The following is a 13268-nucleotide window of genomic DNA, read 5'->3' as shown; positions in this document are numbered from 1 at the left end:
GCACATCCCTGGACACGTGACGCACGTCACGTTACTCTGACGGCATACTGTATGCAATTAGGAGTCTAGCCATGCTGGCAACCGAAAGCCCATCCCCCGTCGTCGAAGTCCGCGACCACCGCGGCCGCTCGTACCGCGTCGGTGAATGCCCCGAAGACCTGATCGGTTGCTCTCGCACGTGGATGCTGGCTTTCGCGTGGATTGCCATGGCGTGCATAGGCGTTCTGCAATACGGCTTCGGCGTCGCGTTGACCGCGCTGCACGTCACGGGAGGAGGAAATCTCACCGGCGCCCTCTGGGTGCTCGCGCTCTGGGTCGTCTTCCAGGCCGGCGCGGCCGCTCCCACCGCCGTCTTGAGCCACCGCTTCGCCCTCTCGCCGTCGCGCGCCGTTCCGGCCGGCGCGGCGCTGTGCGCAGCCGGCCCGCTCACCGTTGCCCTGACCGACGACTTCATGCTCGCCGTACTCGGCTACTCGGTGCTGTCGGGCATCGGCGCGGGCGTCGTGTACGCCACCTGCACCGCCACCGTCGCCAAGTGGTACCCGGAGAAGCGGGCCGCCAGGGTAGGCCTGGTGACCGGTGCGATCGGTTGTGGCGCAGTACCGTTCATCGCACTGTTCGCCACCATCCTGACTCCCGACAACCGCACGGCGGTGTTCCTCGCGGTAGGCGTCGTGATGCTCGTGGTGGTCGCCCAGGCTGGCGCCCTGCTGCAGAACCCGCCAGAAGGTTGGTGGCCGCAACACATCGACCCGAGACAGTGGGCGATCGACAAGACCCTCAACCGCAGCCTGAGCAACAACGTCACGCCGATCCGCCAGTACTCCCCCTCCGAAGCCGTCCGCACGCCCGCCTTCCTGGTGATGTACCTGATCATGGTCGTCGCCGCGGCCGCGTCCCTGCTGACCGTGGTCTACGTCCCCATTCTCGCCATCCACCAAGGGTTTTCGCTGGCGCTCGCCGCCGTCGCCGTCGGACTGCTCGCCGTCGTCAACGGCACCGGCCGCAGCATTGCCGGCCGGTTGTCGGACCGGCTGGGCCGGCGTCAGACCCTCACCGCGGCACTCCTCGTCCAGGGGTGCGCGCAATTGGGCCTCGTCTACTCCGCGTCGGGCGCCCTACCCGTGGCCTTCGCCGGGTTCGCGGCACTGAGCGGCCTTGCCGGCGGCGCCTTCTATCCACTGATCGCCAGCCTCGTCGCCGACTACTTCGGTGAGCCGAGTGCGGCCCGCAACTTCGGCGCCGTCTACAGCGCGAAGCTCTTCGGCGGTCTCGTCGGCATCGGACTGCCCGCCCTAGTGGTCGCATCGCAGCACCTGCCGCTGGCGTTCCTCGTCGCGAGCGCGGTCAGCGTGATGGCCGCCGTGTTGACGCGCCTCCTGCACCGACCCGGCCTGCCGGTCGTCGGCCTGCCCCGCTGATCTGTCCAAACCCCTTGAAGGAGAACACGTGAACGCCACGACCACCGTCGAAGAACTGCACCGACTGATCGACGAGACCCTTCGCTGCGTATCCGCATTGCAGTCGACGCACGGGCACACGACGGCCTTGCGTCGCGTGGCCGTCGACGCCCAGCAGATTCGCAACGGCATCGAGCGGCTCGAGATCGACCTCGACGACCTGCACGAGCACACCGCGTCGCGTACGGTCCCCGCGCCGCCGATGGTGCAGATCGCCGACGACGTGTACGACGCCGACTTCTGGCGCGGCGTCGACCACGAAGGCGTCGGCGCCCAGAGCCTGGCCTGCGTACCCGTGGTGTCCCGGCGGCGCTGACCGTCGTCGGCACCCATCGAGGCCCCCGGCGCACATGCGCCGGGGGCCTCGTCCGTGTCGAGGGGTCGCTCAACCCAGCCGTGCCACCGCATCCACGACGACCGTGCTGACCGAGGCCGCGTCGGCCTCGACTCGCTCCCGCAGACGGACCGTCATCCGAGGGTCCCAGAACCGTTCGATGTGACCGGCGAGCGCAGTGGCCGCCTCGTCGTCGGACAGGTACGACAGGTTGGCGAGGATGTCGTTGACCAACCGAATCTCGGTGAACTCCGAACCTGACATCACGTCACCCTCAATCCGCGAGTTCTGCTGCGGCAGTGCTCCAGTCGGCAGCAGCGACCGAGTCGGCGCCCATTCCCGAGCGCGCGAGGGCGACTTGGACGGCCGTCACCTTGTACTCCGGGCAGTTGGTCGCCCAGTCGGAGTTCTCGGTGGTGAGCACGTTCGTTCCCGAGATCGGGTGATGGAAGGTGGTGTAGACCACCCCGGTCGGCATCCGCTCGGAGAGCTTGGCGTGCAGGGCCGTCTCCCCCACGCGACTGGTCAGGGTCACGCGGGCGCCGTCGAGAATCCCCCGCACCTCGGCGTCGTGGGGATGGATCTCCAAGACGTCCTCGCCGTGCCAGGCCACGTTGGCCGTGCGGCGGGTCTGGGCTCCGACGTTGTACTGACTCAGGATTCGGCCCGTGGTGAGCACCAGCGGGTACTTCCGGGTGCTGCGCTCGCTGGTCGGCACGAACGGCGTGGGCACGAACCGCCCCAGGCCCCTCGTGAAGGAGTCGGCGTGCATGATCGGCGTGCCCCAGGGCGCCTCGTCGTCGCACGGCCACTGGATGCTGCCGACCCGGTCCAGTTTGTCGAACGAGACGCCGGCGAACGTCGGTGTCACCGCCGCGATCTCGTCCATGATCTGCGAGGGATGGTCATAGTGCATGGGATAGCCCATCGCCGTGGCGATTTCACACACGATGGCCCACTCGTGCTTGCCGCTCTTGGGCTTCATCACCGACCGGACGCGATTGATGCGCCGCTCGGCGTTGGTGAACGTGCCGTCCTTCTCCAGGAACGACGCTCCCGGCAGGAACACGTGGGCGAACTTGGAGGTCTCGTTGAGGAACAGGTCCTGGACGACGACGAGGTCCATGGCCTCCAGGGCTGCGGACACGTGATGGAAGTTCGGGTCGGACTGGGCGATGTCCTCACCGTGGACGAACAGTGCGCGGAACGTTCCCTCCAGCGCCGAGTCGAACATGTTGGGAATCCGCAGACCGGGTTCGGACTGCAGCGTCGTCCCCCACAGGTCCTCGAAGATCTTGCGAGCGGAATCGTCGGACACGTGCCGGTACCCGGTGAGTTCGTGTGGGAACGAACCCATGTCGCAGGAACCCTGAACGTTGTTCTGGCCGCGCAGGGGGTTCACGCCGACGCCGTCGCGGCCGATGTTGCCGCACGCCATGGCGAGGTTCGCCATTCCCATCACCATCGTGGAGCCCTGGCTGTGCTCGGTGACGCCGAGACCGTAGTAGATCGCGCCGTTGCCGCCGGTCGCGTACAGCCTCGCGGCGGCGCGCACGTCGGCGGCGGGCACGCCGGTCAGAGCCTCGACGGCCTCCGGGCTGTGCTCCTCGCCCGCGATGAATCGCGCCCACTCGTCGAAGCCCTCGCACCGCGCCGCGACGAACTCCTCGTCGACCAGACCCTCGGTGACCACCACGTGCGACATCGCGTTCACCAGCGCCACGTTGGTGCCCGGCTGCAACTGCAAGTGATGCTCGGCGGCGATGTGCGGTGAGCGCACCAGGTCGATGCGCCGCGGGTCGGCGACGATCAGGCGGGCGCCTTGGCGCAGCCGCTGCTTCATGCGGGAGGCGAACACCGGGTGCCCGTCGGTGGGGTTGGCACCGATGACCATGATGACGTCGGCGCTGGCGACCGACTTGAAGTCCTGCGTGCCAGCCGATTCCCCGAAGGTCTGCTTGAGGCCGTATCCGGTCGGCGAGTGACAGACCCGCGCGCACGTGTCGACGTTGTTGTTGCCGAACGCCGCGCGCACCATCTTCTGCACGACGTAGACCTCTTCGTTCGTGCAGCGCGACGACGTGATCGCGCCGATCGACCCGGCCCCGTGCTTCTGGCGCACCTCGAGCAACCCGCGCGCGACGGCGTCGACGGCCTCGTCCCACTCCACTTCCCGCCAGGGATCGGTGATCTTCTCCCGCAGCATGGGCTTGAGGGCACGGTCGGGGTGGCTGGCGTATCCGAAGGCGAACCGCCCCTTGACGCACGAGTGCCCGTCGTTGGCGCCGCCGTCCTTCAGCGGGACCATCCTGACGACCTCGTCACCGCGCAGTTCGGCCTTGAAGGAACAGCCGACACCGCAGTAGGCGCACGTGGTCGTCACCGAGCGAGTCGGGACGCCCAGTTCGACCACCGACTTCTCCTGCAGTGTCGACGTCGGACACGCTTGCACGCAGGCGCCGCACGACACGCATTCGGAGTCCATGAACGACTCGCCCGCGCCGGGTGAGACCTTGGACTCGAACCCGCGGCCCTCGATGGTCAGCGCGAACGTGCCCTGGATCTCCCCGCAGGCGCGAACGCATCGGGAGCAGGCGATGCACTTGGACGGATCGAAGTCGAAGTACGGGTTGCTGTGGTCCTTTTCGGCGGCGCCGTGATTCGCGCCGTCCTGTCCGTAACGCACCTGACGCAGGCCCACGACGCCTGCCATGTCCTGCAGCTCGCAGTCCCCGTTGGCCGGGCAGGTGAGGCAGTCCAGCGGGTGATCGGAGATGTAGAGCTCCATGACGCTTTCGCGCAGCTTCGCCACCTTCGGGGTCTGCGTGTGCACGACCATGCCGTCGGCCACCGGGGTGGTGCACGAAGCCGGTGTGCCCCGTCGGCCGTCGATCTCGACCAGGCAGAGCCGGCAGGAGCCGAACGCGTCGAGGGAATCGGTCGCGCACAGCTTGGGGACGTCCACGCCTGCGAGCGCGGCCGCCCGCATCACCGAGGTTCCCTCGGGTACCTGCACCCGAAGACCGTCGACCTCCACGTCGACGGTCGCGGGACCGTCGACTGCCGGTGTGCCAAGGTCTCGTTCGGTGGTCGAGCTCATGCCGTCTCCTGCCGTGGGGCCGTGGTCAGCGGAAGTGGTCGCCGAGGACGAATCCTCGGCTCGAGGAAGTCGCCGCCGAAGTGCGCAAGCGCACTTCGCACCGGCAGTGGGGTGAGACCGCCCATGGCGCACAGGGATCCGTCGGTCATCACCTCGCAGAGGTCTTCGAGCAGCGCCATGTTCTCGTCGGGGTTCTCGCCGGCGACGATGCGGTCGATCACCTCGACCCCGCGCGTCGAGCCGATCCGGCACGGAGTGCACTTACCGCACGACTCGGCGGCGCAGAACTCCATCGCGAACCGTGCCTGGGCCGCCATGTCGACGGTGTCGTCGAAGACGACCACTCCGCCGTGACCCACCATGGCGCCGGCGGCCTGGAACTCTTCGTAGTCCATGCGAAGACCGAAGTCGGAAGGCGGAACGTAGGCGCCCAGCGGGCCGCCGACCTGGACGGCGCGTACGGGCCGCCCCGAGCGCGTGCCACCGCCGTACTGCTCGACCAGTTCACCGAGAGTGACGCCGAAGGCGCGCTCGACCACACCGCCCCGACGGATGTTGCCGCCCAGCTGGAAGACCTGCGTGCCCCGGGACCGCTCCACACCCAAACTTTGGAAGGCCGCGGCCCCGTCGGCCATGATGGCGGGCACGCTGGTCAACGTGAGCACGTTGTTGACCAGTGTCGGCTTGCCGAACAACCCCTCGACGGCGGGGATCGGCGGCTTCGCGCGGACCTCGCCGCGCTTGCCCTCCAGGCTCTCCAGCATCGAGGTCTCCTCACCACAGATGTAGGCGCCGCCGCCCACGCGCACCTGCAGCGAGAAGTTCAGGGAGGAGCCGAGAATGCCGTCACCGAGCCAGCCGTGCCAGCTGGCGATCTCGATCGCCGTGCGCATCGTGGCCACCGCGGCCGGATACTCCGACCGGATGTAGACGAAGCCCTCCGTCGCGCCGACCGCGTGGGCCGCGATGGCCATGCCCTCGATGAGCAGGAACGGATCGCCCTCCATCACCATGCGGTCGGCGAATGTGCCGCTGTCGCCCTCGTCGGCGTTGCAGCACGCGAATTTTAGCGCGTCGTCACAGCCGAGGACGGTCTTCCACTTGATGCCCGCCGGGAAGCCGGCGCCGCCGCGACCGCGCAGGCCCGAGGCGGTCACCTCCTCGACGACGTCGTCGGGGGTCATCTCCAGCGCCCGACGCAGACCGCGAAGGCCGCCGTGGGCCAGGTAGTCCTCGGCGGAGAGCGGGTCGACGACACCGACGCGGGCGAAGGTGAGTCTGTCCTGACTGGTCAGCCACGGCAGTTCGTCGACGACTCCGACGCGCAGGGGATGCTCTGCACCGCTGAACAACCCGGCGTCGACCAGCTCGTCGACGTCGTCGGCCTCGACCGGACCGTAACCGATCCGCCCCTCGGGGGTGACCACCTCGACCAGCGGCTCCAGCCACAGCATGCCACGGGTTCCGTTGCGCACCAGATGAACCGGCTGCCCGATCCGCGCGCCCGCCCTCAGCACGGCCTCGGCGACGTCGTCGGCGCCGACCGATCGGGCCGCGGAGTCGCCGGGCACGTACACCGTCACCGACGGCGTCACCGGGCTCACGAGGCCACCGCCGAGTCGATCAGCCGGGTCAGCTTCGCGGGATCGACGCGGCCATGCAGCCGGGCGCCGACCTGCACCGTGGGGCCCAGCGCGCAGTTGCCAAGGCAGAACACCTGTTCCACCGTCATGGCTCCGTCGTCAAGCGTGTCGCCCAGTTCCATGCCGTAGCGGTCACGCACGTGGTCGACCAGTTGGGTGCTGCCGACGGACTGGCAGGCCTCTGCGCGGCAGATCTTGACCGTCGTGCGCCCGGCGGGTTCGGAGCGGAAGTCGTGGTAGAAGCTGACGACGCCGTGCACGTCGGCTCTGGAGAGATTCAGCCGTTCCGCGAGCACCGGAATCGCCTCGCGAGGAACGTATCCCAGCGCCTCCTGGATGGCGTGCAGGATGGGCAGCAGGGCGCCGCGCTGGCCCTCGAGGGCTGCGACGGTGTCGGTGACCACCTCGGCGACGGTGCGGCCGGGCTGCGGTTCGGTCGTGGTCATGCGGGCTCCCAAGCGTCTGAGGTGGGGAAACGGGATTGCCGCCCCCAGGTCGGGGGCGGCAATCCGGCGTTCCTAGACGACGATCTTCTTGCGGTGGAACTCCTCGATCGTGTCGGCGTCGTAGCCCAACTGGGTCAGGACCTCGTCGGTGTGCTCACCGAGCAGTGGTGCACCCACGATCTCGGGCTTGAACGACGAGAACTTGATCGGGCTGCCGACGGTGAGGAAGGTGCCGCGGCCCTTCTGGTCCACCTCGACGATGCTGCCCGCGGTGCGCAGGGTCTGGTCGTTGGCGAGGTCCTTCATGGACATGACCGGGGCACACGGCACCTCCCACTTGCGAAGCACGTCGACGGCCTCCCACTTGGTCTTGTCGGCCAGCCACTTCTCGATCTCGCCGAAGATCTCGAAGATCTTGTCCTGGCGGGCGCGGGCGGTGCTGTAGCCGGGATCCTCGACCCATTCCGGGTGTCCGATGGCCTCGGCGGTGCGCTTCCAGTTCTGCTCTTGAATGGTGAAGTAGATGTAGGCGTTGGGATCGGTCTCCCAGCCCTTGCACTTGACCACCCAGCCGGGCTGACCGCCACCGCCGGCGTTGCCACCGCGGGGCACGGCGTCACTGAACTCGCCGTTGGGGTACTGCGGGTACTCCTCCAAATAGCCAACGGCTTCCAGGCGCTGCTGGTCGCGTAGCTTGACGCGGCAGAGGTTGAGCACGGCGTCCTGCATCGAGGCCGACACCTTCTGGCCCTTGCCGGTCTTGTTGCGCTGGATGATCGCGGTCAGGATGCCGATCAGCAGGTGCATGCCGGTGTTGCTGTCACCGAGCGCAGCGCCGCTGACGGTCGGCGGCCCGTCCCAGAAGCCGGTGGTCGACGCGGCGCCGCCTGCGCACTGCGCGACGTTCTCGTAGACCTTGAGGTCGGTGTAGGAGGAGTCGTCGTTGAAGCCCTTGACCGAGCCGAAGATCAGCCGCGGGTTCCACTCCTGAATCTTGTCCCACGACAGCCCCATCCGGTCCATGGCGCCCGGCGCGAAGTTCTCCACCAGCACGTCGGCCTCGCGGATCAACTTCTCCATCACGCCAAGGCCCTCGGGCGACTTGGTGTCGATGGCCAGCGAACGCTTGTTGCTGTTGAGCATCGTGAAGTAGAGGGCGTCGACGTCGGGAATGTCGCGCAACTGGTTTCGCGTGACGTCACCTCCACCGGGTCGCTCCACCTTCAGCACGTCGGCGCCGAACCAGGCCAGCATCTGGGTGCAGGCCGGGCCGGCCTGCACGCCGGTGAAGTCGATTACCTTGATCCCTGCCAGGGGTAGTTCAGTCATGAGATGGTTCCTTTCATCGTGGTGTCCTCGGTCGTGCGTTCGTGGTGGTGCGCGTCGATCACTTGCCGCTGATGCCCTTGGGGTTCAGGTGCGCGATGTTGCCGCTCTCGGTGCCGTCGGAGGGGTCGATGACACAGTCGATGAGGGCGGGTCGGCCCGAGGCGAGGGCCTCGCGCAGCGCGGTCGCGACCTCGTCGGGTGTCGTGGCGTGATATCCCTTGCCGCCGAACGCCTTGATCATGTATTCGTGCTGAGCCCGCAGCGCCGTCGGCGCGGGGTCTGCCGTGGACGACGGGTCGTCGCCGCGGTAGACGCCGCCGTTGTTGAGGATGACCGTCACGATCGGCAGGTTGTAGCGGCAGATCACCTCGAGTTCCATGCCGCTGAAGCCGAAGGCGCTGTCCCCTTCGATGGCGACGACCGGTTGACCGCTCTCGACCGCGGCGGCGATGGCGTATCCCATGCCGATGCCCATGACGCCCCACGTTCCGCTGTCGAGCCGGTGGCGCGGCACCTGCATGCCGATGGTGTTGCGCGCCAGGTCGAGTGCGTTCGCGCCTTCGTTGACGACGTACACGTGCGGGTTGTCGGCCAGCACGTCGCGGATCGACTGCAGAGCACCGAGGAACTTCATCGGCTGCGCGGTGAGCGCGGCTTCGAGGCGGCCGGCCATCTTGGCGACGTTCGACGCCGACTTGGCGGACAGCTCCTCGCGCCAGCCTGGTGCCACGCTGATCTGCCCGGACGTGGTGCGCTCGACCAGCATGTCCACCACCGAGGCGATGTCACCGACCAGTGGTACGGCGATGGGCTGGTTGCTGTCCATTTCCGCGGACGAGATGTCGACCTGGATGAACTTGGCATCGGGGTTCCACTGCGGCGCATCACCGTGTCCCAGAAGCCAATTCAGTCGAGCACCGAGCAGCAGCACCACGTCGGCCCGCTTCAACGCCACCGACCGGGCGGTCGCCGCGGACTGCGGGTGGTCGTCGGGCAGCAGGCCCTTGGCCATCGACATCGGCACGTACGGAATACCGGTGCTCTCGACGAACTCGCGAATCCTGGCGTCGGCTTGGGCGTATGCGGCGCCCTTTCCGAGCACGATCAGCGGCCGCTCGGCGCCGGCGAGCAGGGAGATGGCCGCGTCGACGGCGTCGGCGCCGGGCAGTTGCTTGGGCGCGAGGTCGACGACCTTCCACAGGGTCTTCGCCGCCTCTTGGGCGTCGAGCACCTCGCCGAGGACGGCGGCGGGGATGTCCAGGTAGACCCCGCCGGGCCGGCCGGAGGCGGCCGTACGCAAGGCACGGGCGATGCCGCGGCCGATGTCCTCGGCGCGCGACACCCGGAAGGCCGCCTTCGCGAAGAGCCGCGCCGCGGCGAGCTGGTCCATCTCCTCGTAGTCCCCGCGCTGCAGGTCCACCAGGTGACGCTCACTGGATCCGGAGATCTGCACCATCGGGAAGCAGTTGGTGGTGGCGTTGGCGAGTCCGACGAGGCCGTTGAGGAAGCCGGGCGCCGAGACGGTCAGGCAGATGCCGGGCTTCTGGGTGAGGAAGCCGGCCGCGGACGCCGCATGCGCCGCGTCGCTCTCGTGCCGAAAGCCGATGTAGCGCAGACCCGATGACTGGGCCAGCCGGGCCAGGTCGGTGATCGGGATGCCGACGACGCCGTAGATGGTGTGTACGTCGTTGAGCTTGAGAGCGTCGACGACCAAGTGAATGCCGTCGGTGAGTGCGACGGGCTCGTCGGTACTCGCTACCTCCGCGTCTCGCATGGGAGCGAGGGTCATGATGTGGACCTTCCTGGCGATGGATGTCTTCCGTTACGTGTCAATACCTTTCACCGCATCGGCGCCGGCGTCCAAGACTTGGCGTCTACCGGTCGATAAACGGCACTTATCACGACGGGCGCGGTCGAACGCGAGGTCCGTGACACGATTTCAGGGTCGGCTCAGCCCGGCGGCGAGTTCGCGACGCTCGAGATCGAAGGTCTCGTCGAGCCGCGCGCCGGCGATGACGTTGAGGAAGGCCCTGGCCGCCGGCGAGCTCGACCCGGCGTGGATGGCAATCGAGATGTGGGCGGTGGCCTCGGGGTCGACGAGTCGCACGGCCCGCGCCGCCCCGGTCGCGGGGATGGCACGCAACCACGTGTGGGGCACCACGCTCGCCCAGGCGCCGGTGGCGACGTGGGCGTAGAGGGAGGCGACCGAGTCGGTCTCGACCTGCGGCGCGGCGACGACGCCGTTGGCGGCGAAGGCCTTGTCGATGAATTGCCGAAATCTCATGTGCGGCATCAGAAGTGCCAGCGGCAGCTGAGCCGCCTCGGACCACGTGATGGTGTCGTGTTGCGGCGCCAGGTGGTCACCGGACACCAGGAGCACGTACCGCTCCTGATACAGCGGCACCACCTCGAGGCCCGAGCGGTCGTCGGGACCGAAGTGGGCGATGGCGGCGTCGAGTTCGAAGTCCCGCAGCTGACGCAGCAGATCGGTCGAGGACAGCCGCGAACAGATGGTCACCTTGGCCATGGGGTGCAGGCCACAGAACGTGGCCACCGGCTGCGCCGTCGTCGTCGACACGGTGGGACCGGTGCCAAGGCGCAGCGTGCCGGAGATGCCGGTGCGCATCGCCGCCGCCTCGGCCTTGAGGCCGTCGTGCTCGGCGAGCAGCCGCTTGGCCCAGACCACGAGCCGCTCGCCCTCCAGCGTCAGGCCCTCGAAGTTCTGCCCGCGGTGGATGAGGGTGACGTTCAGTTCGCGTTCGAGCTTGGCGATCGCCGTGGACAGCGCCGGTTGGGAGACGTAGCACGCCTCGGCCGCCCTGGCGAAGTGTCGCTCTCGGGCCACCGTGACGAAGTACTCCAGTTGGCGCAACAGCACTGGCGCTCCCATCGATGGGTCTCACGTCTCTAGAATGTGTATGCAGTATGCGTTATTCTGTAGCCCAATGCAATGGTGCACGAAAAGCGATGAAGGGGTACGCCGTGAGCGAGAACAGCAGCACCGTCGACCAGGTCTGGCTCGCACGAGAAATCGTCGCGCAATCCCCCGAGGCCATCGTGGTCACCGACCCGCACGGGCTGATCACCCTGTGGAATGCCGGCGCCGTCAACATGTTTGGGTTCTCCGTCGAGGAGGCGCTGGGCGCCAGCCTCGACCTGATCATCCCGGTGAAGCTCCGCGACCGGCACTGGCGGGGCTACCAGCACACCATGGACACCGGTGTCACCAAGTACGGCGACTCGCTACTTGCGGTGCCGGCCCTGCACCGCGACGGTCACCAGCTCTCCATCGAATTCAGCGTCGCGCTCTTGCGTGACGACGCGGGCACCGTCGTCGGCATCTCGGCCGTGATGCGCGAGGTCACCGAGCGACGGGCCGAGGAGAAGGCGCTGCGCGCCAGACTCGCCGAGGCCGAGCGGACGGTGACCGAGTTGCGCGCCACCGTCGCCTACCTGAGCGACCGCGTCCCCCCATTCCCGACGATGTCCGTGCAGGGCTGGTCCGAGCAGCCCTGCACGGCAACGTCATTCAACGCGTAGCACGCGCACCGAGTCGGTGTAGCCGGCCACGCCGTTACGACTGCCGGAGACCACCACGACGACGTCGCCGGGGTGGCACGCGCCCATGGCGATGAGTGCCCGACTGACCTCGCCGGGCATCGACTCCGCCGCAGCCGCCGGGGCCAGCACCGCCGAGGTGATACCCCAGGAGAACGCCATCCTGGTCCGCACCTCGTCGTCGTGGGCGAACGCCAGCAGCGGAAGCGGTGATCGCTGCCTCGCCAGGCGCAGGGCGGTGTCGCCGGTCCGCGTGAAGCAGCACAGCGCGGCCGCGCCGAGGCGACGACCGACCTCGCACGCCGCCACGGCGATGGCGTCGCCGAACACCGGGTCCCCGGTGGCCTCTAACGGACTCTCGGCGACCTCACCGCGACCGGCAGCGCTCTCGGCGGCCTCGACGATGCGTCCCATCGTCGCCACCGCATGCGCGGGATGGACACCGACACTGGTCTCGGCCGAGAGCATCACCGCATCCGCCCCGTCGAATACGGCATTGGCGACGTCGGAGACCTCCGCGCGGGTGGGGCGGCGGTCGGAGATCATCGAGTCGAGCATCTGGGTCGCGACGATCACCGGCTTGGCCGCCTGGCGACACAGAGTGATCGCCCGCCGCTGCACCAGCGGGATCTGCTCCAGTGGCATCTCGACCCCGAGATCGCCCCTGGCGACCATCAATCCGTCGAACGCCTCGACGATCCCGGCCAGGTCCGACACCGCTTCGGGCTTCTCCAGCTTGGCGATGACCGGCACCCGGCGACCGACCTCGTCCATGATGGCGTGGGCGAGCTTGACTTCCTCGGGTGCCCGCACGAACGACATCGCCACCATGTCCGCGCCGAGCTCGATCGCGAACACGAGATCCTCGACGTCCTTGTCCGACAACGGCGGAACGCTGACGTCGACGCCGGGCAGCGAGATGCCCTTGTGGTCGCTGACCGGGCCGCCGTCGAGCACCTCGCAGGAGATGTCGGGCCCGTCGACGTCGACGACGAGCAGATCCACCTTGCCGTCGTCGACGAGCAGGCGGTCACCGGTCCGCACGTCGCCGGCAAGTCCGGCGTACGTCGTCGACACCCGGTCGTGGTCACCGGGGCAGGGGTCGGTGGTGATGACCACGCGCTCCCCCGTCGCCCAGGTCACCGGCCCGTCGGCGAAGGAGCCGAGCCTGATCTTGGGCCCCTGCAGGTCGGCGAGTATGCCGACCACGCGCCCGCGGGCGGTCGCAATCTCGCGGACCATCTCGTAGAGCGCCGAGTGCTCGTCGCGGGTGCCGTGGCTGAAGTTGAGTCGGGCCACGTCCATTCCCGCGTCGACGAGCTCCGTCAGCACCTCGTGGGTGGCGGTGGCCGGCCCCAGTGTGCAGACGATCTTTGCGCGACGGTTGGTCATCTTCTG

The 13268-nt window shown here is 68.2% G+C and carries 11 protein-coding genes; 3 read left to right on the top strand and 8 right to left on the bottom strand.

Annotation, left to right across the window (positions count from 1 at the left end; translation table 11 throughout):
* Positions 1–71: 71 nt before the first annotated feature.
* A complete protein-coding gene (locus H7K45_RS15105) occupies positions 72–1421 on the top strand; it encodes an OFA family MFS transporter (protein WP_263996605.1) in 1350 nt (449 codons plus the stop codon).
* Between the two features lie 28 nt (positions 1422–1449).
* The gene (locus H7K45_RS15100; RefSeq protein ID WP_263996604.1) at positions 1450–1776 is read left to right on the top strand and encodes an Rv0250c family protein; all 327 of its coding nucleotides are present in this window, start codon (positions 1450–1452) and stop codon (positions 1774–1776) included.
* A 69-nt stretch (positions 1777–1845) separates the two neighbouring features.
* Here the strand turns inward: H7K45_RS15100 and H7K45_RS15095 are convergent, their stop codons facing one another.
* From H7K45_RS15095 to H7K45_RS15065, 7 genes are all read right to left on the bottom strand, one after another.
* A complete protein-coding gene (locus tag H7K45_RS15095) occupies positions 1846–2058 on the bottom strand; it encodes a formate dehydrogenase subunit delta (protein WP_263996603.1) in 213 nt (70 codons plus the stop codon).
* 10 nt (positions 2059–2068) lie between these two features.
* Positions 2069–4894, bottom strand: a complete 2826-nt coding sequence (gene fdhF / locus H7K45_RS15090) for a formate dehydrogenase subunit alpha (protein ID WP_263996602.1) — start codon at positions 4892–4894, stop codon at positions 2069–2071.
* Positions 4891–6498: a formate dehydrogenase beta subunit gene (locus H7K45_RS15085; protein WP_263996601.1), complete on the bottom strand. Its 1608-nt coding sequence runs from the start codon at positions 6496–6498 to the stop codon at positions 4891–4893. The genes fdhF and H7K45_RS15085 overlap by 4 nt, the downstream gene beginning before the upstream one ends.
* A complete protein-coding gene (locus tag H7K45_RS15080; protein WP_263996600.1) occupies positions 6495–6983 on the bottom strand; it encodes a formate dehydrogenase subunit gamma in 489 nt (162 codons plus the stop codon). The genes H7K45_RS15085 and H7K45_RS15080 overlap by 4 nt, the downstream gene beginning before the upstream one ends.
* A gap of 72 nt (positions 6984–7055) precedes the next feature.
* Complete coding sequence (gene frc / locus H7K45_RS15075; RefSeq protein ID WP_263996598.1) at positions 7056–8312, bottom strand: formyl-CoA transferase; 1257 nt, start codon at positions 8310–8312, stop codon at positions 7056–7058.
* A 58-nt stretch (positions 8313–8370) separates the two neighbouring features.
* On the bottom strand, positions 8371–10101 hold the full coding sequence (gene oxc, locus H7K45_RS15070) for an oxalyl-CoA decarboxylase (RefSeq protein WP_263996597.1): 1731 nt from the start codon (positions 10099–10101) through the stop codon (positions 8371–8373).
* Between the two features lie 150 nt (positions 10102–10251).
* Positions 10252–11190 carry a LysR family transcriptional regulator gene (locus H7K45_RS15065; protein ID WP_263997018.1) on the bottom strand — a complete coding sequence of 313 codons (939 nt, stop codon included), beginning with the start codon at positions 11188–11190 and terminating at the stop codon, positions 10252–10254.
* A 104-nt stretch (positions 11191–11294) separates the two neighbouring features.
* On the opposite strand from H7K45_RS15065, the gene H7K45_RS15060 reads away from it, so the two are divergent.
* Complete coding sequence (locus H7K45_RS15060) at positions 11295–11852, top strand: PAS domain-containing protein (RefSeq protein ID WP_263996596.1); 558 nt, start codon at positions 11295–11297, stop codon at positions 11850–11852.
* Here H7K45_RS15060 and pyk read toward each other — a convergent pair.
* Positions 11838–13262, bottom strand: coding sequence for a pyruvate kinase (gene pyk, locus H7K45_RS15055; RefSeq protein WP_263996595.1), 1425 nt, complete (start codon positions 13260–13262; stop codon positions 11838–11840). The genes H7K45_RS15060 and pyk overlap by 15 nt on opposite strands.
* Between the last annotated feature and the right edge of the window lie 6 nt (positions 13263–13268).

This window comes from Mycobacterium yunnanensis, assembly GCF_025823185.1.
GTDB classification, from domain to species: domain Bacteria; phylum Actinomycetota; class Actinomycetes; order Mycobacteriales; family Mycobacteriaceae; genus Mycobacterium; species Mycobacterium yunnanensis.
This window is presented reverse-complemented; position numbering and strand designations above follow the sequence as displayed.

What these genes read in the sequence shown, in the direction of transcription:
- H7K45_RS15105 (WP_263996605.1), top strand. Translation starts at nt 72, where the DNA reads ATGCTGGCAACCGAAAGCCCATCCCCCGTCGTCGAAGTCCGCGACCAC.
- H7K45_RS15095 (WP_263996603.1), bottom strand. Translation starts at nt 2,058, where the DNA reads ATGTCAGGTTCGGAGTTCACCGAGATTCGGTTGGTCAACGACATCCTC.
- fdhF (WP_263996602.1), bottom strand. Translation starts at nt 4,894, where the DNA reads ATGAGCTCGACCACCGAACGAGACCTTGGCACACCGGCAGTCGACGGT.
- H7K45_RS15080 (WP_263996600.1), bottom strand. Translation starts at nt 6,983, where the DNA reads ATGACCACGACCGAACCGCAGCCCGGCCGCACCGTCGCCGAGGTGGTC.
- frc (WP_263996598.1), bottom strand. Translation starts at nt 8,312, where the DNA reads ATGACTGAACTACCCCTGGCAGGGATCAAGGTAATCGACTTCACCGGC.
- oxc (WP_263996597.1), bottom strand. Translation starts at nt 10,101, where the DNA reads ATGACCCTCGCTCCCATGCGAGACGCGGAGGTAGCGAGTACCGACGAG.
- pyk (WP_263996595.1), bottom strand. Translation starts at nt 13,262, where the DNA reads ATGACCAACCGTCGCGCAAAGATCGTCTGCACACTGGGGCCGGCCACC.